At 64.0% G+C, this 19,313-nt stretch carries 18 protein-coding genes; 16 read left to right on the top strand and 2 right to left on the bottom strand.

The features are described 5' to 3' along the window. Positions 1 to 7: 7 nt before the first annotated feature. Positions 8 to 376: an ATP-dependent Clp protease adapter ClpS gene (gene clpS / locus HMPREF2581_RS08735; RefSeq protein WP_003097649.1), complete on the bottom strand. Its 369-nt coding sequence runs from the start codon at positions 374 to 376 to the stop codon at positions 8 to 10. 225 nt (positions 377 to 601) lie between these two features. On the opposite strand from clpS, the gene cspD reads away from it, so the two are divergent. Next, positions 602 to 874, top strand: a complete 273-nt coding sequence (cspD, locus tag HMPREF2581_RS08730) for a cold shock domain-containing protein CspD (RefSeq protein ID WP_003090435.1) — start codon at positions 602 to 604, stop codon at positions 872 to 874. 73 nt (positions 875 to 947) lie between these two features. Here cspD and icd read toward each other — a convergent pair whose 3' ends face one another. Beyond that, complete coding sequence (gene icd / locus HMPREF2581_RS08725) at positions 948 to 2,204, bottom strand: NADP-dependent isocitrate dehydrogenase (protein ID WP_003090436.1); 1,257 nt, start codon at positions 2,202 to 2,204, stop codon at positions 948 to 950. 358 nt (positions 2,205 to 2,562) lie between these two features. On the opposite strand from icd, the gene HMPREF2581_RS08720 reads away from it, so the two are divergent. From HMPREF2581_RS08720 to HMPREF2581_RS08650, 15 genes are all read left to right on the top strand, one after another. Continuing rightward, entirely contained in the window at positions 2,563 to 4,788 is a 2,226-nt protein-coding gene (locus HMPREF2581_RS08720) for an NADP-dependent isocitrate dehydrogenase (protein WP_003090437.1), read from the top strand. 86 nt (positions 4,789 to 4,874) lie between these two features. Further along, positions 4,875 to 5,345 (top strand): NUDIX hydrolase, encoded by a 471-nt coding sequence (locus HMPREF2581_RS08715; RefSeq protein WP_003097654.1) that lies wholly within the window; start codon positions 4,875 to 4,877, stop codon positions 5,343 to 5,345. Positions 5,346 to 5,388: 43 nt separating this feature from the next. Next, positions 5,389 to 6,516 (top strand): tRNA 2-thiouridine(34) synthase MnmA, encoded by a 1,128-nt coding sequence (gene mnmA / locus HMPREF2581_RS08710; RefSeq protein WP_003131114.1) that lies wholly within the window; start codon positions 5,389 to 5,391, stop codon positions 6,514 to 6,516. Then, on the top strand, positions 6,513 to 7,133 hold the full coding sequence (gene hflD / locus HMPREF2581_RS08705; protein ID WP_003090440.1) for a high frequency lysogenization protein HflD: 621 nt from the start codon (positions 6,513 to 6,515) through the stop codon (positions 7,131 to 7,133). The genes mnmA and hflD overlap by 4 nt, the downstream gene beginning before the upstream one ends. A 2-nt stretch (positions 7,134 to 7,135) precedes the next feature. Then, positions 7,136 to 8,026 carry a DMT family transporter gene (locus HMPREF2581_RS08700; protein WP_011666625.1) on the top strand — a complete coding sequence of 297 codons (891 nt, stop codon included), beginning with the start codon at positions 7,136 to 7,138 and terminating at the stop codon, positions 8,024 to 8,026. A 75-nt stretch (positions 8,027 to 8,101) separates the two neighbouring features. Further along, a complete protein-coding gene (purB, locus tag HMPREF2581_RS08695; protein WP_003090442.1) occupies positions 8,102 to 9,472 on the top strand; it encodes an adenylosuccinate lyase in 1,371 nt (456 codons plus the stop codon). Between the two features lie 59 nt (positions 9,473 to 9,531). Then, positions 9,532 to 10,701 (top strand): ribosomal protein uL16 3-hydroxylase, encoded by a 1,170-nt coding sequence (locus HMPREF2581_RS08690; RefSeq protein ID WP_003138941.1) that lies wholly within the window; start codon positions 9,532 to 9,534, stop codon positions 10,699 to 10,701. Further along, on the top strand, positions 10,694 to 11,119 hold the full coding sequence (locus HMPREF2581_RS08685; RefSeq protein ID WP_003090444.1) for a GNAT family N-acetyltransferase: 426 nt from the start codon (positions 10,694 to 10,696) through the stop codon (positions 11,117 to 11,119). Before HMPREF2581_RS08690 ends, HMPREF2581_RS08685 begins: the two co-directional genes overlap by 8 nt. Before the next feature lie 6 nt (positions 11,120 to 11,125). Next, positions 11,126 to 11,746, top strand: a complete 621-nt coding sequence (locus tag HMPREF2581_RS08680) for a DUF7931 domain-containing protein (RefSeq protein WP_003122605.1) — start codon at positions 11,126 to 11,128, stop codon at positions 11,744 to 11,746. Continuing rightward, complete coding sequence (locus tag HMPREF2581_RS08675) at positions 11,743 to 12,564, top strand: secretin N-terminal domain-containing protein (RefSeq protein WP_003138938.1); 822 nt, start codon at positions 11,743 to 11,745, stop codon at positions 12,562 to 12,564. Before HMPREF2581_RS08680 ends, HMPREF2581_RS08675 begins: the two co-directional genes overlap by 4 nt. A gap of 594 nt (positions 12,565 to 13,158) precedes the next feature. Beyond that, a complete protein-coding gene (locus HMPREF2581_RS08670; RefSeq protein ID WP_003090447.1) occupies positions 13,159 to 14,754 on the top strand; it encodes an isocitrate lyase in 1,596 nt (531 codons plus the stop codon). A gap of 179 nt (positions 14,755 to 14,933) precedes the next feature. Further along, the gene (locus tag HMPREF2581_RS08665) at positions 14,934 to 16,952 is read left to right on the top strand and encodes a PhoX family protein (protein ID WP_003108746.1); all 2,019 of its coding nucleotides are present in this window, start codon (positions 14,934 to 14,936) and stop codon (positions 16,950 to 16,952) included. Between the two features lie 78 nt (positions 16,953 to 17,030). Further along, complete coding sequence (locus HMPREF2581_RS08660) at positions 17,031 to 17,585, top strand: DUF4442 domain-containing protein (RefSeq protein ID WP_003119967.1); 555 nt, start codon at positions 17,031 to 17,033, stop codon at positions 17,583 to 17,585. Positions 17,586 to 18,184: 599 nt separating this feature from the next. Continuing rightward, entirely contained in the window at positions 18,185 to 18,598 is a 414-nt protein-coding gene (locus HMPREF2581_RS08655) for an NADH-quinone oxidoreductase subunit A (protein WP_003090452.1), read from the top strand. Positions 18,599 to 18,608: 10 nt separating this feature from the next. Further along, on the top strand, positions 18,609 to 19,286 hold the full coding sequence (locus HMPREF2581_RS08650; RefSeq protein WP_003090455.1) for a NuoB/complex I 20 kDa subunit family protein: 678 nt from the start codon (positions 18,609 to 18,611) through the stop codon (positions 19,284 to 19,286). The last annotated feature ends 27 nt before the right edge of the window (positions 19,287 to 19,313 follow it).

The raw sequence follows: 19,313 nt of genomic DNA, 5'->3' as shown, positions 1-19,313 counted from the left end.
CATCCGATCAACTGTCTTTCTCTATCTCGCAGAGCAATGGATGCTGGCTCTCCCGTGCATACTGATTGACCTGCATCGCCTTGGTTTCGGCCACGTCCCGGGTAAACAAGCCGCAGACCGCCTTACCCTGAGTATGTACCGTCAACATGATCTTGGTGGCTTTTTCCCGGTCCATGTTGAAGAACACTTCCAGCACTTCAACAACAAAGTCCATCGGCGTGTAATCGTCGTTGAACAGTACCACCTTATACAACGGTGGCGGCTGTAATACAGGCTTCGACTCCTGTACCGCGAGCCCCGCCCCTTCGTCCTCGTGTTCATGAGGCTCGGGATGGTCCTGATTGAATGTTAGTCGAATCTGGCTAGGTGCATGCATGAGGAAAAAAAGCTTTGCCTTTCTGGAAAGTTATGGACCGACATGATGTTGATCCGTTTCTCAGGCGTATGGTTCAGCGCCTTGACTAACTGCAAAAGGGTGTTACAAACAATGGAATACCCCTACAGGGTATCAGGGGTTCCGCACCCGTCTCGACCCAGGTCGGACGCGGGATCGTAGTGGATGATACTCCAGCGTTGGAGTCCTTTGCAGAGGGATATGAGCATGCTCAGCGGTAAGGTCAAGTGGTTCAACAACGCCAAGGGCTACGGGTTCATCCTGGCCGAGGGCCGAGATGAGGACCTGTTCGCCCATTACTCGGCCATTCAGATGGACGGTTACAAGACACTCAAGGCGGGCCAGCCGGTCAATTTCGAGATCATCCAGGGACCGAAGGGACTGCATGCCATCAACATCAGCCCCGCCACCGCGACAACCGCCGCACCCTCCGCCCCCGCCCCGCAGGAAGAGCCGCAGGCGACGCCCATCGAAGCCTGACCCCCAACGCGGATGCGGAAATGAAAAAGGCCGGTGCGAACCGGCCTTTTTCTCGTTCGGGCGCTAGCCCTTCCTACATCTTGGCGATCATCGCGTCGCCGAACTCCGAGCAGGACAGCAGGGTCGCGCCGTCCATCAGGCGTTCGAAGTCATAGGTCACGGTCTTGGCGGCGATCGCCCCGTTGGTGCCCTTGATGATCAGGTCGGCCGCCTCGGTCCAGCCCATGTGGCGCAGCATCATCTCCGCGGAGAGGATCAGCGAACCCGGGTTGACCTTGTCCTGGCCGGCGTACTTCGGCGCGGTGCCGTGGGTCGCCTCGAACATGGCCACCGAATCGGACAGGTTGGCGCCGGGCGCGATGCCGATGCCGCCGACCTCGGCCGCCAGGGCGTCGGAGAGATAGTCGCCGTTCAGGTTCAGGGTGGCGATCACGTCGTACTCGGCGGGGCGCAGCAGAATCTGCTGCAACATGGCGTCGGCGATCACGTCCTTGACCACGACGTTCTTGCCGGTCTTCGGGTTCTTGAACTGCATCCACGGACCGCCGTCCAGCAGCTCGGCGCCGAATTCATCGCGCGCGACTTCGTAACCCCAATCCTTGAAGGCACCCTCGGTGAACTTCATGATGTTGCCCTTGTGCACCAGGGTCACCGAACTGCGGTCGTTGTCGACGGCGTATTGCAGGGCCTTGCGCACCAGGCGCTTGGTGCCTTCCTGGGAAACCGGCTTGATGCCGATGCCGCAGTTCTCGGTGAAGCGGATTTTCTTGACGCCCATTTCCTCGGTGAGGAACTTGATGACCTTCTCCGCCTCCGGCGAACCGGCCTTCCACTCGACGCCGGCATAGATGTCCTCGGAGTTCTCGCGGAAGATCACCATGTCTACGTCGCCGGGCTTCTTCACCGGGCTGGGCACGCCTTCGAACCAGCGTACCGGGCGCTGGCAGACGTAGAGATCGAGTTGCTGGCGCAGGGCCACGTTCAGGGAACGGATGCCGCCACCGACCGGGGTGGTCAGCGGACCCTTGATGGAAACCACGTAGTCGCGCACGGCGTCCAGGGTTTCCTGGGGCAGCCAGGTGTCCTGGTCATACACCTGGGTGGCCTTCTCGCCGGCGTAGACTTCCATCCAGGCGATCTTGCGCTCGCCCTTGTATGCTTTTTCCACTGCAGCGTCGACAACCTTGATCATGACCGGGCTGATATCGACGCCGATGCCATCACCCTCGATGAACGGGATGATCGGGTTCTTCGGTACGCTCAAGGACATGTCGGCATTCACAGTGATTTTGTCACCGGTCGCCGGCACCTGGATCTTTTGGTATCCCATGCTGAACTCCGTGTTGTGGTTAAAACCCTGTTGCAGCCTTCTAGGGTAGCCCAGTTGTCCGCCCGGAAACCACATCTTCCTTAGTCTAAACAGGCGAGCGCATCAGCCCGGCGAGAGGGTGGTATACTGCGCGCCATGACTTCGCAGTCATCGAGGTCCGAGCAGTCTGGGACCAGACCCTCTCCCCTCGCAGCGTCGGGTTCGCCACCATGAACCCGCCGTACAACGCTCTACTGGCGCCCCTATATCCCGCGGCATATCTCGATTTCGATTCAACCCGATGTTGAGCGAAGGCATCGCGTCCACCAACGCGTATCGAGACTCTGTGCGCGCCCAGCAAAAAAGAGAGTTACCGTAGATGTCCATCCGCTCGAAGATCACCTACACCTTCACCGACGAAGCACCCGCGCTCGCCACCTACTCGCTCCTCCCCATCGTCAAGGCCTTTGCCGCTTCCGCCGGCATCGACGTCGAGACCAGCGACATCTCTCTTGCAGGACGCATCCTGGCCAACTTCGCCGACCGCCTCGACGCCGACCAGCGTATCGAAGACGACCTCGCCCGCCTGGCGGTCCTGGCCACCTCGCCCGACGCCAATATCATCAAGCTGCCCAACATCAGCGCCTCGGTGCCCCAGCTGAAAGGCGCAATCGCCGAACTGCAGGGCCTGGGCTACAAGGTTCCCGACTTCCCGGAAGACCCGCAGACCGACGAAGAGAAAGAGGTTCGCGCACGCTACGCGAAGATCCTCGGCAGCGCCGTGAACCCGGTCCTGCGCGAAGGCAACTCCGACCGTCGCGCGCCTGCCGCGGTGAAGGCCTACGCCCGCAAGCACCCGCACTCCATGGGCAAGTGGAGCATGGCCTCCCGCTCCCACGCCGACTACATGCGCGGCGGCGACTTCTTCTCCAGCGAACAGTCCATCACCATGGCCAAGGCCGGTGACGTGCGCATCGAGTTCGTCGGCAAGGACGGCAAGGTCGAGGTCAAGAAGCAACTGAGCCTGCAGGAAGGCGAAGTGCTCGACAGCATGTTCATGAGCTGCGGCAAGCTGCGCGACTTCTTCGAGAAGACCCTGCAGGACTGCAAGGAAACCGGCGTCATGTGGTCCCTGCACGTCAAGGCGACCATGATGAAGATTTCCCACCCGATCGTCTTCGGGCATGCGGTGAGCGTCTACTACAAGGACGTCTTCGACAAGTGGGGCCAACTCTTCGAAGAGCTCGGCGTGAACCCGAACAACGGTATCTCCAGCGTCTACGACAAGATCAAGTCGCTGCCCGCCTCCCAGCAGGAAGAGATCCTCCACGACATCCACGAGGTGTACAGCCACCGCCCGGAAATGGCGATGGTCGACTCCGTGAAAGGCATCACCAACCTGCACATTCCGAGCGACGTCATCGTCGACGCCTCGATGCCGGCGATGATCCGCAACTCCGGCCAGATGTGGGGCAAGGACGGCAAGCAGAAAGATACCAAGGCGGTAATGCCGGAAAGCACCTACGCCCGCATCTACCAGGAGATGATCAACTTCTGCAAGACCAACGGCGCCTTCGACCCGACCACCATGGGCAGCGTGCCGAACGTCGGCCTGATGGCGCAGAAGGCCGAGGAATACGGCTCCCACGACAAGACCTTCGAAATGACCGCCGACGGCACCATGCGCGTGGTCCTGGCCGACGGCAGCGTGCTGATGCAGCACGAGGTGGAGACAGGCGACATCTGGCGCGCCTGCCAGACCAAGGACGCGCCGATCCGCGACTGGGTCAAGCTGGCCGTCACCCGCGCGCGCCAGTCCGACACCCCGGCGATCTTCTGGCTGGACCCGGAGCGCGCCCACGACCGCGAACTGCGCAAGAAGGTCGAGCTGTACCTCAAGGACCACGACCTGACCGGCCTCGACATCAGCATCATGGGCTACAACGAGGCCATTCGCGTCAGCATGGAACGCCTGATCCGCGGCAAGGACACCATCTCGGTGACCGGCAACGTCCTGCGCGACTACCTGACCGACCTGTTCCCGATCATGGAACTGGGCACCTCGGCCAAGATGCTCTCCATCGTTCCGCTGATGGCGGGCGGCGGCATGTACGAAACCGGCGCCGGCGGCTCGGCACCCAAGCACGTCCAGCAACTGGTGGAAGAGAACTACCTGCGCTGGGACTCCCTGGGCGAGTTCCTGGCCCTGGCCGTGTCCCTGGAGGAAACCGGGATCAAGACCGGCAACGCCAAGGCCAAGCTGCTCGGCAAGGCGCTGGACGAAGCCACCGGCAAGCTGCTGGACAACAACAAGTCGCCGTCGCGCAAGGTCGGCGACATCGACAACCGCGGCAGCCACTTCTACCTGGCGATGTACTGGGCCCAGGCCCTGGCCGCCCAGGACGAAGACGCCGAGCTGAAAGCGCACTTCGCGCCGCTGGCCAAGGCCCTGACCGAGCAGGAAGCGACCATCGTCGCCGAACTCAATGCGGTCCAGGGCAAGCCGGCCGAGATCGGCGGCTACTATCGCTCCAACCCGGAGCTGACCAGCAAGGTGATGCGCCCCAGCGCCACCTTCAACGCGGCGATCGACAGCCTGGCCTGATGGCGTCACGCTGACGAAGCAGAAACCCCGGGCCTACGCTCGGGGTTTCTTTTTATCGAGGCCTTTTCCGTACCGAGGAGACATCCATGAGCTGGCATCCCCATGTCACCGTAGCGACCATCGTCGAGGACCAGGGCCGCTTCCTGCTGGTCGAGGAACAGGCCGACGGCCGCGAGGTGCTGAACCAGCCCGCCGGGCACCTGGAGCCCGCCGAAAGCCTGCTCGAGGCCGCCCTGCGCGAAACCCTCGAGGAAACCGGCTGGGAGGTCGAGCTGAGCGCCGTCACCGGCATCTACCTGTACACCGCCCCGTCCAACGGCGTCACCTACCAGCGCGTATGCTTCGCCGCCCGCCCCGTGCGCCACCATCCCGAACGCGCCCTCGACGACGGCATCATCGGCCCGCGCTGGCTGACCCGCGACGAACTGGCCGCCCAGCCGCAGCGCTGGCGCAGCCACCTGGTGCTGCGCTGCATCGACGACTATCTGGCCGGCGGCCGCTATCCCCTGGCGCTGATCCGCGACACCCACGTGTCGCCCTCCCTGCCCCAGGCCTGATAGAATCCGCGTTTTACGAATTCGCCCGTGACGCCTGATCGCTATGTCTGAATCCGCCCCCACCCCACGCCGCGAGCGCGTGATCGTCGGCATGTCCGGCGGCGTCGACTCGTCCGTCTCCGCCCTGCTCCTGTTGCAGCAGGGCTATCAGGTCGAAGGCCTGTTCATGAAGAACTGGGACGAGGACGACGGCACCGAATACTGTACCGCCCGCGAGGACCTGGCCGACGCCCAGGCCGTCTGCGACCGGATCGGCATCAAGCTGCACACGGCGAACTTCGCCGCGGAATACTGGGATAACGTGTTCGAGCACTTCCTTGCCGAGTACAAGGCCGGCCGTACGCCGAACCCGGACATCCTCTGCAACCGCGAAATCAAGTTCAAGGCGTTCCTCGACTACGCGCTGATGCTCGGCGCGGACCTGATCGCCACCGGCCACTATGTGCGGCGCCGCGACCGCGACGGGCGCACCGAGCTGCTCAAGGGCCTGGACCCGAACAAGGATCAGAGCTACTTCCTGCACGCGGTGGGCGGCGAGCAGATCGCCCGCAGCCTGTTCCCCGTCGGCGAACTGGAGAAGCCGGAAGTCCGCGCCATCGCCGAGAAGCATGGCCTCGCCACGGCGAAGAAGAAGGACTCCACGGGCATCTGCTTCATTGGCGAGCGACGCTTCACCGATTTCCTCAAGCAGTACCTGCCGGCCCAGCCGGGCGACATCGAGACCACCGAAGGCAAGGTCATCGGTCGCCACAGCGGCCTGATGTACCACACCATCGGCCAGCGCCAGGGCCTCGGCATCGGCGGTCTCAAGGAAGCCGGCGACGATCCCTGGTACGTGCTCGGCAAGGACCTGCAACGCAACGTGCTGCTGGTCGGCCAGGGCAACGACCACCCGCTGCTGTTCTCCCGCGCCCTGCTGGCCTCGCGAATCTACTGGGTCAACCCGGTCGAACTGGAGCGGCCGCGCCGCCTGCGGGCCAAGGTGCGCTACCGGCAGAGCGACCAGGACTGCGTCCTGGAGAAAACCGCCGAAGGCTACCGCGCGGTGTTCGACGAACCGCAGCGCGCAGTGACCCCGGGGCAATCGGTGGTGTTCTACGACGGCGACGTCTGCCTCGGCGGCGGCGTGATCGAAACGGCGGAAGCCTGGGATTTCGGAGGACGCCCGTGAGCGATCCGCGACAGCAACTGATTGCCCTCGGCGCCGTCTTCGAATCCGCAGCCCTGGTCGACAAGCTGGCACGCACCGGGCAGATCAGCGAAGCCCCGCTGGGCTGCATGCTCGGCAGCCTGCTGGCGCGCAACCCGGCCAGCACCCTGGACGTCTACGGTGGCGACAGCCTCAACCTGCGCGACGGCTTCAAGGCCCTGGCCAGCGCCCTGGAGCGCAAGCCCGGCAGCCTGCAGCGCGAACCGCTGCGCTACGCCCTGGCGATGCTGACCCTGGAACGGCAACTGGACAAGCGCGGCGACATGCTCGACCTGATCGGCCAGCGCCTCGACCAGGTCGAACAGCAGGTCCAGCACTTCGGCCTGGTCCATGAGAACGTCATCGCCTCGTTCGCCAGCATCTACCAGGACACCCTCAGCACCTTCCGCCAGCGCATCCAGGTACACGGCGACATGCGGCACCTGCAGGTCAGCAGCAACGCCGCGCGGATCCGCGCCCTGCTGCTCGCCGGCATCCGCTCGGCGCGGCTCTGGCGGCAACTGGGCGGCAGCCGCTGGCAGATGGTGTTCAGCCGGCGCCGGCTGCTCAACGAACTCTATCCCCTGCTGCGCGGCTAGCCATGGCCATGGCCGGGAGCCAGCCGCAACGGCGCAACAGCCCGACCCAGGGCGCCGCCATGCTGGCTCTTTCGGCGCTGTTCTTCGCCCTGATGGGCGGCCTGATCCGCGAGGCCTCCAGCACCGTCAACAACGAAACCGTGGTGTTCTTCCGCAACCTCGTCGGCGTGCTGTTCTTCCTGCCCCTGGCGCTGACTCGCGGCATCGGCCCGCTGCGCACCCGCCGCCCGCTATCGCACCTGCTGCGCACCACCTACGGCCTGGGCGGCATGTACTGCTACTTCTACGCCCTCGCCCACCTACCGCTGACCGACGCTATGCTGTTCAGCTATGCCGCGCCGGTGTTCACGCCGCTGATCGCACACCTGTGGATCAAGGAGCCGCTGACCCGCCGCATGATGGTCGCCACCCTGGTCGGCTTCCTCGGCGTGCTGCTGGTGGCCAGGCCCAGCGGCGCGGTAGTGGCGCCGATCGCCCTGGTCGGCATCGCTTCCAGCCTGATGGCCGCCTGTGCCTTCGTCTCGATCCGCGAAATGAGCGACAGCGAGCCGGCGTATCGCATCGTCTTCTACTTCGCCCTGTTCGGCACCCTGTTCTCCGCCGTACCGCTGGCCTGGGCCTGGCAGCCGCTGAACGGCCGGGAACTGCTCCTGCTGCTCGGCGCCGGACTGTTCGCCAGCCTCGGCCAACTGACCATGTCGCAGGCCTATGCCCTGGCCTCCCCGGGAGTGATCGGACCGATCGCCTACATGGCCATCGTTTTCGCCGGGGTGATCGCCTGGCTGCGCTGGGAGGAACTGCCCAGCCACACGTCGCTGCTCGGCGCCGCCCTGATCTTCGCCGCCAGTCTGATCCCTCTGCTGGGCAACCGCCCCGCCGAAAGGCCCCGCTGAATGCCCCACCGGGGCGCACCTTTCATGTATGATATGCGCCCCTTTTTCGTTGACTTCCAGCCACGAGAACGTCTCATGCAGCTTTCCTCGCTCACCGCGGTATCCCCCGTCGATGGCCGCTATGCCGGCAAAACCAGCAGCCTGCGTCCGATCTTCAGCGAATACGGCCTGATCCGTTTCCGCGTCATGGTGGAAGTCCGCTGGCTGCAGCGCCTCGCCGCCCACGCCGGGATTCCCGAGGTCGCGCCGTTCTCCGCCGAAGCCAACGCCCTGCTCGACAGCCTGGCCAGCGACTTCCAGCTGGAACACGCCGAACGCATCAAGGAAATCGAGCGCACCACCAACCACGACGTGAAAGCCGTGGAGTACCTGCTCAAGGAACAGGCCGCCAAGCTCCCGGAGCTGGCCGCGGTCAGCGAGTTCATCCACTTCGCCTGCACCTCCGAGGACATCAACAACCTGTCCCACGCCCTGATGCTCCGCGAGGGTCGCGACAGCGTGCTGCTGCCGCTGATGCGCCAGATCGCCGAGGCCATCCGCGAACTGGCGGTGAAATTCGCCGACGTGCCGATGCTCTCCCGCACCCACGGCCAGCCCGCCTCGCCGACCACCCTGGGCAAGGAACTGGCCAACGTCGTCTACCGCCTGGAGCGGCAGATCAAGCAGGTCGCCGGCATCGAGTTGCTGGGCAAGATCAACGGCGCCGTGGGCAACTACAACGCCCACCTGTCCGCCTATCCCGAAGTCGACTGGGAAGCCAACGCCCGCCAGTTCATCGAAGGCGACCTCGGCCTGACCTTCAACCCCTACACCACCCAGATCGAGCCGCACGACTACATCGCCGAGCTGTTCGATGCGATCGCCCGCTTCAACACCATCCTCATCGACTTCGACCGCGACGTCTGGGGCTACATCTCCCTCGGCTACTTCAAGCAGAAGACCGTGGCCGGCGAGATCGGCTCCTCGACCATGCCGCACAAGGTCAACCCGATCGACTTCGAGAACTCCGAGGGTAACCTCGGCATCGCCAACGCGCTATTCCAGCACCTGGCCAGCAAGCTGCCGATCTCGCGCTGGCAGCGCGACCTGACCGACTCCACCGTGCTGCGCAACCTCGGTGTCGGCATCGCCCACAGCGTCATCGCCTACGAGGCCAGCCTGAAGGGCATCGGCAAGCTGGAGCTGAACGCCCAGCGCATCGCCGAGGACCTGGACGCCTGCTGGGAAGTCCTCGCCGAGCCGGTGCAGACCGTGATGCGTCGCTATGGCGTGGAAAACCCCTACGAAAAGCTGAAGGAACTGACCCGCGGCAAAGGCATCAGCGCCGAAGCCTTGCAGACTTTCATCGAAGAGCTGGCGATTCCCGCCGAGGCCAAGGTCGAGCTGAAGAAGCTGACCCCGGCCGGCTACGTCGGCAATGCCGCCGCCCAGGCCAAGCGCATCTGAGCACGCAACCCTTTTGCACGCCCGGCTGCGCCGGGCGTTTTTGTTTCAAGGACTTAACCATGAATGCTGATACTCCCCTGCAACTTCTGGGCGGACTGACCGCTGCCGAATTCCTCCGCGACTACTGGCAGCGCAAACCGCTGCTGGTCCGCCAGGCGATCCCGGACTTCGAAAGCCCGCTGTCCGCCGACGAGCTGGCCGGGCTGTCGCTGGAGGAATCGGTGGAATCGCGCATCGTCCTCGAACACGGGAAAACCCCGTGGGAAATGCGCCGTGGCCCGTTCCAGGAGGAGGACTACCAGCACCTGCCGGAACAGGACTGGACCCTGCTGGTGCAGGCGGTCGACCAGTTCGTCCCGGAAGTCGCCCAACTGCTGGAGCAATTCCGCTTCCTGCCCAGCTGGCGGATCGACGACGTGATGATCAGCTACGCCGCTCCCGGCGGCGGCGTCGGTCCGCACTTCGACAACTACGACGTATTCCTGCTTCAGGGCCACGGACGCCGGCGCTGGAAAGTCGGACAGATGTGCAGCAGCGACAGCCCGCTGCGCGAGCACGCCGACCTGCGCATCCTCGCCGACTTCGAACAGAGCGACGAGTGGGTCCTGGAGCCCGGCGACATGCTCTACCTGCCCCCGCGCCTCGCCCACTACGGCATTGCCGAAGACGAGTGCATGACCTACTCGATCGGCTTCCGCGCGCCCAGCGCCGCCGAAGTGCTGACCCATTTCACCGACTTCCTCGGCCAGTTCCTCTCCGACGAGGAGCGCTACACCGATGCCGGCCTGCAACCGGTAGGCGACGATCCGCACCAGATCCAGCGCGACGCTCTGGAGCGCCTGCAGGGTCTGATCCAGGAGCACATGAGCGACGAGCGCCTGCTGCTGACCTGGTTCGGCCAGTTCATGACCGAGCCGCGCTATCCTGAACTGGTTGCCGGCGAGGATATCCCCGAAGAGGAGCTATTCGGCGCCCTCGAGGATGGCGCGCTGCTGGTGCGCAACCCCAGCGCCCGCCTGGCCTGGAGCGAGATCGACATCGGCCTGGTGCTGTTCGCCAGCGGCCAGAGCGTACTCCTGCCCGACCAGCTCAAGGAACTGCTGAAGCTGGTCTGCTCGGCCGATGCGTTGCATCTGGAAAACCTCGGCCAATGGCTGGCCGACGACGATGCGCGTAAGCTGTTGGCGGAGTTGGTCAAACAGGGCAGTTTGGAGTTTGCAGATGAATAAGATCCGCGTACGCGTAGCCGACTGGCAGAAGGACAATGCCGAGCTGCGCCGCATCCGCGAAGCGGTCTTCATTGCCGAACAGTCGGTTCCGCCGGAACTGGAGTGGGACGCCGAAGACGACGAAGCCGTGCATTTTCTCGCCTATGAAGGCGAATACGCGATCGGCACCGCGCGCCTGCTGGGCGACGGGCACATCGGCAGGGTCTCGGTACTCAAGGACTGGCGCGGCCTGAAGGTCGGCGACGCGCTGATGCGCGCGGCCATCGAGGAAGCCGAGCGACGCGGCCTGAAGCGCCAACTGCTGACCGCGCAGGTCTACGCCATTCCCTTCTACGAGCGACTGGGCTTCAAGGTCGATAGCGGCGAATTCCTCGATGCCGGCCTGCCCCATGTCGACATGGTTCGCGACAGCGACTGAGGCCCGATGAGCGACACCCCGGAGACCTCGCCGGCCGACCTGCCGGCCATCGAATTCAGCTCTCCGGGGCGCTTTGCGGTACGCAACCCGGCAAGCGCCGCACCACCCGCGGAACGCTGGGAACCAGCGCCATTCCGCCTCGGCGAACATGAGCCGCTGGAGCGCTTCGAGCATCCGCAGGAAGCCCGCGCCCATGCCCTGGCCCTCCTGCAGCAGGCCCGCCGCTCGCTCTGCCTGCACAGTCCCGACCTGGAAAGCTGGCTCTATCACCACAGCAGCATCCAGGAAGCCTGCACCCGTTTTCTCCTGGCCAATCCACGCAATCGCCTGCGTATCCTCGTTGGCGACAGCGCCCAGGCCGTGCGCAACGGCCACCGCCTGATCAACCTTTCGCGCCGCCTGTCGAGCAACTGCCTGATCCGCCGCCTCAACCCGGACTACCCTAAAGAGGACGACGCCTTCCTCCTGGCCGACGACCAGGGCCTGCTGCTGCGCCCGAAACCGGCGCAACCGGCGGGCTACGCCTGCTACCGTGCCGCCGGGCGGGTGCGTCAACTCCAGGCCCGCTTCGAGCAGGCCTGGGACACCAGTCTTTCCGACCCGGACCTGCGGAGCTTCCTCCTGTGACCCTGTTGCGCACCACCCTGCTCTCCTCGCTGTTGGCGACAGTCGCTCTCGGCGCCTCGGCCGCCCCGCGCACCGAAGTGATCCCGCTCAACTACCGCACCGCCGACGACGTGATCGCGGTGGCCCAGTCGGTCATCGGCAGCGAAGGCAAGGTCACCGCCTATGGCAACCAGCTGATCGTCAATGCCGAGCCGGCGAAGATCCGCGAGTTGCAATCGGTCCTGCAGCAGATCGACTCGCGCCCGCATCGCCTGCTGATCACCGTGGATACCAGCGAGAACCTGCAACAGGACAGCCGCGGCTATTCGGTGGATGGTTCGGCCAGCGCCGGCAACATCGAGATCCAGAGCGGCCGCGGCGAGGTCAACGGCAAGGATCGCGTCCGCATCATCCGTCGCTCCACCGACAGCCGTTCCGGCGGCAGCCAGCAGGTCCAGGCCACCGAGGGCTACCCGGCGCTGATCCAGGTCGGCCAGAGCGTCCCCATCACCAGCACCGCCACCGGTCCCTACGGGCAGATCTACAGCCAGACCGAATACCGCAACGTCAACCGCGGCTTCTACGTCACCGCGACGCTGACCGGCAACCTGGTGCACGTCACCATCAGCTCCAGCAATGACCGCCTCAGCCAGAGCCATCCCGGCGTCATCGATACCCAGAGCACCGACACCCGGGTCAGCGGCAAGCTCGGCGAGTGGATCACCCTGGGCGGTGTCAGCGAACAGAACCAGGCCGACCAGCACGGCTTCGTGCGTCGCTACTCGACCCAGGGACGCGACGACACCAGCCTGCGCCTGAAAGTCGAAACCCTCGACTGACCGACGGCGCTCTTTCCAGCGCGAATTGCCTCCCGCTCCGGCAAAGCCGCGGGGCGCGGGCTCTTGCGGGCATTTTCGATGCAAACGGAAACATCTCGACCAGACAAGACCATCCGGTCACTCTTAGACCTTCGTGTAGTAGTCTTGAAAAAACACTACAAAACGTTTGACGACGGATTTTTTCCAGAGCATGATGGCCCCGCTCCCGCTAATCAGGGGCTCTGAAACGACGAGCTCCCGGTGCCTGCGCCGATACGCCCTCGGCCTCCACCGTGTTGATCTGCCCACAAGGCGGCTTGACGAGATTGCGACTGGAACGAAGTTGTCCTGAGGGACGGGGAAGCGTTTACGTATCAGCCAGATCGAAAGACTCGACAGCGAGTCGCCCACCGGCAACCACGAGCCGAACGGCACTTGATCCAGTCGAGAAGCACGGTCCGCGAACTGTTCGTCTCCACCCCCTCCTCGGCGTCATTCTTCGCCACGGTCATTCTCTCGCCATGCAGCGGTGAGCCACCCGCAAGACAACCTTCACCAGCAGGTTTTGAGTGGGTCAGTCGGTGCTCAACCAATACATTTCTTGAAGGATTGACCATGTCCGCATATCAGAACGAGATCAAGGCAGTTGCCGCGCTGAAAGAGAAGAACGGCAGCAGCTGGAGCGCGATCAACCCCGAGTACGCAGCTCGCATGCGTATCCAGAACCGCTTCAAGACCGGCCTGGATATCGCCAAGTACACCGCGGCCATCATGCGCAAGGACATGGCCGAATACGATGCGGACTCTTCCGTCTACACCCAGTCGCTGGGTTGCTGGCACGGCTTCATCGGGCAGCAGAAGCTGATCTCGATCAAGAAGCACCTGAAGACCACCAACAAGCGCTACCTCTACCTGTCCGGTTGGATGGTCGCCGCGCTGCGCTCCGACTTCGGCCCGCTGCCGGACCAGTCCATGCACGAGAAAACCGCGGTTTCCGGCCTGATCGAAGAGCTGTACACCTTCCTGCGCCAGGCTGACGCCCGCGAGTTGGACCTGCTGTTCACCGGCCTGGACGCTGCCCGCGCCGCTGGCGACAAGGCCAAGGAAGCCGAGCTGCTGGCCCAGATCGACAACTTCGAAACCCACGTGGTGCCGATCATCGCCGACATCGACGCCGGCTTCGGCAACGCCGAGGCGACCTACCTGCTGGCCAAGAAGATGATCGAAGCCGGCGCCTGCTGCATCCAGATCGAAAACCAGGTGTCCGACGAGAAGCAGTGCGGCCACCAGGACGGCAAGGTCACCGTTCCGCACATCGACTTCCTCGCCAAGATCAATGCCGTACGCTACGCCTTCCTCGAGCTGGGCGTGGACGATGGCGTGATCGTCGCCCGTACCGACTCCCTGGGCGCCGGCCTGACCAAGCAGATCGCCGTGACCAACGAGCCGGGCGACCTGGGCGACCTGTACAACTCCTTCCTGGATTGCGAAGAGATCTCCGAGGCCGAGCTGGGCAACGGCGACGTCGTGATCAAGCGCGAAGGCAAGCTGCTGCGTCCGAAGCGCCTGGCTTCCAACCTGTTCCAGTTCCGCAAGGGCACCGGCGAAGATCGCTGCGTCCTGGACTGCATCACCTCGCTGCAGAACGGCGCCGACCTGCTCTGGATCGAAACCGAGAAGCCGCACGTCGGCCAGATCAAGGCAATGGTCGATCGCATCCGCGAAGTGATTCCGAACGCCAAGCTGGTCTACAACAACAGCCCGTCCTTCAACTGGACCCTGAACTTCCGCCAGCAGGTGTTCGATGCGTTCGTCGCCGAAGGCAAGGACGTTTCCGCCTACGACCGCAACAAGCTGATGAGCGTCGAGTACGACGACACCGAGCTGGCCAAGGTCGCCGACGAGAAGATCCGCACCTTCCAGCGCGATGGCTCGGCCCACGCCGGCATCTTCCACCACCTGATCACCCTGCCGACCTACCACACCGCCGCGCTGTCCACCGACAACCTGGCCAAGGGCTACTTCGCCGACGAAGGCATGCTGGCCTACGTGAAGGGCGTGCAGCGCCAGGAACTGCGCCAGGGCATCGCCTGCGTCAAGCACCAGAACATGGCGGGCTCCGACATCGGCGACAACCATAAAGAGTACTTCGCAGGCGAAGCCGCTCTGAAGGCCAGCGGCAAAGACAACACCATGAACCAGTTCCACTAAGGAACAGGGGCCAGCCGGGCAGCCCACGATCTGCCCGGCCCGCCTCGCGAAAACCCCGGCTCCGGCCGGGGTTTTTCATTTCCGGATCATGGCAAAAGGCCTCGAGTGCCTGTCATCGTCCCGTCGCTTTCAGCGGTTAGCGTCAATGCTCCGTCGATCAGCCCACAAGGAGCACGTCCGTGAGCCTGGAGAAAAAAGATGCCATCCTGTTCGGTGATGGCGACGAGTTGCCCAGCAACCATTCGAACAACCCACACATGAACGACCTGATCGCCGGCCTCGGCCGCCGCCAGGTCCTGGCCGGCGGCGCGGCGCTCGGCGCCCTCGCCTTCCTCGGCGTCGCGCTCCCCGCCAGCGCCGCTCCCGCCGAAGCGCAGGCGCCCGCCGCGGAAGGCCTGCGCGGCTTGCCTTTCAAACGCCGCAACCGCTTACCCTTCGAAGCCATCGCCAGCGGCCGCGCCGATACCATCCGGGTGCCCGCCGGCTACAAGGCGACGCCCTTCATACCCTGGGGCACCCCGATCAGCGGCAGTTATCCGGGCTTCCTCGACGACGCCAGCAACAGCGCCCAGGACCAGGCCGAACAGATCGGCATGCACCACGACGGCATGCACTTCTTCCCGATCGACGCGCAGTTCGGCTTCGGCGGCGGACACATCAGCAACCATGGCCTGCTGGTGCTCAACCATGAATACATCGACGCGCCGCTGCTGCACACCAATGGCCCGACCGTGGTCGATGGCAAGCGCACCGTCGCCGATGAAGTGCGCAAGGAAATCAACGCCCATGGCGTTTCCGTCGTGGAGATCCGTCGCAACGTGCGTGGCGAGTGGAATGTCGTGCCGTCGCAACGAAATCGCCGGATCACCGCCGCCACGCCGATGCGTATCGCCGGCCCGGCGCGCGGCCACGAACTGCTGCGCACCCGCCACAGTCCGGACGGCACCCGCACCCGCGGCACCCATAACAACTGTTCCAACGGTTTCACCCCCTGGGGCACGTACCTCACCTGCGAGGAGAACTGGGTCGGCTATTTCTCCACCCAGGACAGCGAACTGCCGCGCGAACTGACCCGCTACGGCATTCGCAATACCAGCCGTTTCGGCTGGGAGACCCTGGCGGGCGACGAGTTCGAGCGCTTCGACGCCACCCGCAAGGGCAAACAGGCTCAGGACGACTACCGCAACGAACCGAACAACTTCGGCTGGATCGTCGAGATCGACCCGTTCGACCCGCAATCGGTACCGGTCAAGCGCACCGCTCTCGGCCGCTTCGCCCACGAAGGCCTGGTCTTCGCCCCGGTCAAGCCGGGCCGCCAGGTAGTCTGCTACTCTGGCGACGACTCGCAGAACGAGTACATCTACAAGTACGTCAGCCGCGACAAGTTCCGTCCGGGTCGCAGCAACGCTCGCCTGCTCGACGAAGGCACCCTCTACGTCGCCCGCTTCAACGCCGATGGCAGCGGCCAGTGGCTGCCGCTGGACATCGCCGACGGCAACTTCCGCGCGGCCTGTCGCAAGGCCGGGGTGAGCTTCGCCGACCAGGGCGAAGTGCTGATCAACACCCGCCTGGCCGCCGATGTCCTCGGCGCGACCAAGATGGATCGCCCGGAGTGGGGCGCGGTCAACCCGGACAACGGTGACGTCTACTTCACCCTCACCAACAACACGTCGCGCACCGTCGCCGACGCGGCCAACCCACGGGTGAAGAACGCCTACGGCCATATCATCCGCTGGCGCGAACGCAGCCGCGACTATGCCGGGCAACGCTTCACCTGGGACCTGTTCATGCTCGCCGGTCCCGGCGAAGACAGCCGCGGCCCGGACGGCAAGCCGCTGAACCAGGACAATATCCTGGCCAGCCCCGACGGCCTCTGGTTCGACCCGGAAGGCCGCCTGTGGATCCAGACCGACATGAGCGGCAGCCAGTTGAGCAGCGGCCCGTTCGGCAACAACCAGATGCTGGTGGCCGACCCGCGCACCGGCGAACTGAAGCGCTTCCTCACCGGTCCGCTGGGTTGCGAGGTGACCGGCATTGCCGCGACGCCGGACTTCCGTACGCTGTTCATCAACATCCAGCACCCGGGGGAAGGCTCGACCGCCGATAACCTCCTCAGCACCTGGCCGGACGGGCCGGGCCGCCGGCCACGCTCGGCCACCGTGGTGATCACCCGCGAAGACGGCCGACGCCTGCTCTGACGCGCCACGACGACCTGCGTTGGCCGGAATGCCGGCGCAGGTCGCCGCTACAGCCGTGGGCAAGCCCGGGCAAAGCGGGTGGAATGCAGGCTCCCCTCTCTATGGAAGGACGCCAGCATGCCCAAGCGCAATCGTCTCAGCCGCGCCGTCGGCGCCATCAACCTCCTCCCCCGCCGCCTGCGCAGCCGCAGCCTGACGCTGCTGCTGGGCTCCCAGGTGCGCTTCGCCGGCACGGCGAGGGTGCGCATCCATGAACTGGGGCAGGAGCGCGCCATCCTCAGCCTGAAGAACCGTCGACCGGTGCAGAACCACATAAAAGGTATCCATGCCGCAGCGATGGCCTTGCTCGCCGAGTCGGCCAGCGGCTTCCTGGTCGGAATGAACGTACCGGACGACAAGCTGCCGCTGATCAAGACCATGAAGATCGACTATCTCAAGCGCGCCCAGGGCGACCTGACCGCCATCGCGACGCTGGAGGCCGGACAGATCGAGCAGATCCGGCAACAGGACAAGGGCGAGGTCCGCGTGGCGGTGCTGGTCAGCGACGAGAACGGCAACCAGCCGATCGCCTGCGAGATGGTCTGGGCCTGGGTCGGCAAGAAACCCCGGGACGCTACCGCAGCCCCTAGGTAGCGCACCTCCAGAGCGACTACATCTGCGCTGCGAAGCTAACCGCCGCAAACCTTGCCCAGCGCCTTCGCATCCGTCACGAAGAACCGCGGGCGCAGCCCCAGGCGGCGCCATAGCCGGGTTGTCATGGTGCGGAAAGAAGAAAAACCGCCATGCGCCCGGCCCGGAAAATATTCCCGGTTTAATGCAATAACGGATTGATCGCGAGTAATTACCAATAAAAGGGTAAACAATAGTAACGCGGCGAAGAATATATGTAGCGAAGTTATACGAATGCGACATTGCAAACGATATTCATTATCGTTTGAGGTCTTGCAAAGAGCCCTCCCCCACGCTTCGCGGCAATACGACCAAAAGCCAGCCAGGCCGCGCCATTTCTCGCAGAGACAGCATTCACGAGGCTTTCGGGGATTAACCAAAGCGCTGGAAAAAGCAGAGAAGCGTCTGTTTGTGTTAGAAAAATTTACTTGTCCGGCGCTTTGGGCATAAAATCGGAAAGATACATACAACCCTTAGCTCACTACGCAGCGGGTTGCACAAGAAGTCGGGCATTGCGCCCAGAACCCACGATCTTATATATCCGGTACAGAAGGAGTATCAGCATGCCAAACCCAGCTGAACTTGCAGCTCATCACTGGGGATTCGCTGCCTTCCTTCTAGGGGTCGTTGGCCTTCTCGCCTTCATGCTAGGGGTTTCGTCCCTGCTTGGCAGCAAGGCATTTGGTCGCAGCAAGAACGAACCCTTCGAATCCGGGATCGTCCCCACCGGAGGCGCACGCCTGCGTCTCTCGGCAAAATTCTATCTGGTCGCGATGCTCTTCGTGATCTTCGACGTCGAAGCCCTCTTCCTCTTCGCCTGGTCGGTGTCGGTTCGCGAAAGCGGCTGGGCCGGCCTGATCGAGGCAACCATTTTCATAGCAATTCTGTTGGCGGGTCTTGTCTATCTTTGGCGGATCGGTGCGCTCGATTGGGCTCCCGAAAGCCGTCGCAAGCGGCAGGCGAAGCTAAAACAATGAGGCTTTGGCGATGCAATACAAACTTACCCGGATCGATCCCGATGCGGCCAACGACCAATACCCGATAGGCGAACGGGAAACCGTAGCCGACCCGCTGGTCGAGGGCCAGGTTCACAAGAACATCTTCATGGGCAAGCTCGAGGATGTGCTGAACTCCACCGTCAACTGGGGTCGCAAGAACTCGCTCTGGCCCTATAACTTCGGGCTGTCGTGCTGCTACGTGGAGATGACCACCGCCTTCACCGCGCCGCACGATATCGCCCGCTTCGGCGCCGAAGTGATCCGGGCGTCGCCGCGCCAGGCCGACTTCATGGTCATCGCCGGCACCTGCTTCATCAAGATGGCCCCGGTCATCCAGCGCCTCTACGAGCAGATGCTCGAACCCAAGTGGGTCATCTCCATGGGCTCGTGCGCCAATTCCGGCGGCATGTACGACATCTATTCGGTGGTCCAGGGGGTCGACAAGTTCCTCCCCGTGGACGTCTACATCCCCGGCTGCCCGCCCCGTCCGGAGGCGTTCCTGCAAGGCCTGATGCTGCTGCAGGAATCCATCGGCCAGGAGCGCCGCCCGTTGTCCTGGGTCGTTGGCGACCAGGGGGTCTACCGCGCCGAAATGCCGGCCCAGAAAGACCTGAAACGCGAGCAGCGCATCCAGGTGACCAACCTGCGCAGCCCCGACGAAGTGTGATCCGGAACTCCCGGCCAGCCCCGCTGG

It is taken from the genome of Pseudomonas sp. HMSC057H01 (genome assembly GCF_001836405.1).
Taxonomy (GTDB): domain Bacteria; phylum Pseudomonadota; class Gammaproteobacteria; order Pseudomonadales; family Pseudomonadaceae; genus Pseudomonas; species Pseudomonas aeruginosa.
Note: the sequence above shows the minus strand (reverse complement) of the source record. Positions and strands in the feature narration are given on the sequence as shown.

Bases quoted from the DNA above. Each gene is read 5' to 3' on its own strand.
- cspD (WP_003090435.1), top strand. From the start codon at position 602: ATGCTCAGCGGTAAGGTCAAGTGGTTCAACAACGCCAAGGGCTACGGG.
- HMPREF2581_RS08650 (WP_003090455.1), top strand. From the start codon at position 18,609: ATGCAATACAAACTTACCCGGATCGATCCCGATGCGGCCAACGACCAA.
- HMPREF2581_RS08690 (WP_003138941.1), top strand. From the start codon at position 9,532: ATGAATGCTGATACTCCCCTGCAACTTCTGGGCGGACTGACCGCTGCC.
- HMPREF2581_RS08715 (WP_003097654.1), top strand. From the start codon at position 4,875: ATGAGCTGGCATCCCCATGTCACCGTAGCGACCATCGTCGAGGACCAG.
- HMPREF2581_RS08680 (WP_003122605.1), top strand. From the start codon at position 11,126: ATGAGCGACACCCCGGAGACCTCGCCGGCCGACCTGCCGGCCATCGAA.
- HMPREF2581_RS08670 (WP_003090447.1), top strand. From the start codon at position 13,159: ATGTCCGCATATCAGAACGAGATCAAGGCAGTTGCCGCGCTGAAAGAG.
- HMPREF2581_RS08685 (WP_003090444.1), top strand. From the start codon at position 10,694: ATGAATAAGATCCGCGTACGCGTAGCCGACTGGCAGAAGGACAATGCC.
- purB (WP_003090442.1), top strand. From the start codon at position 8,102: ATGCAGCTTTCCTCGCTCACCGCGGTATCCCCCGTCGATGGCCGCTAT.
- mnmA (WP_003131114.1), top strand. From the start codon at position 5,389: ATGTCTGAATCCGCCCCCACCCCACGCCGCGAGCGCGTGATCGTCGGC.
- clpS (WP_003097649.1), bottom strand. From the start codon at position 376: ATGCATGCACCTAGCCAGATTCGACTAACATTCAATCAGGACCATCCC.
- HMPREF2581_RS08655 (WP_003090452.1), top strand. From the start codon at position 18,185: ATGCCAAACCCAGCTGAACTTGCAGCTCATCACTGGGGATTCGCTGCC.
- icd (WP_003090436.1), bottom strand. From the start codon at position 2,204: ATGGGATACCAAAAGATCCAGGTGCCGGCGACCGGTGACAAAATCACT.
- HMPREF2581_RS08700 (WP_011666625.1), top strand. From the start codon at position 7,136: ATGGCCATGGCCGGGAGCCAGCCGCAACGGCGCAACAGCCCGACCCAG.
- HMPREF2581_RS08720 (WP_003090437.1), top strand. From the start codon at position 2,563: ATGTCCATCCGCTCGAAGATCACCTACACCTTCACCGACGAAGCACCC.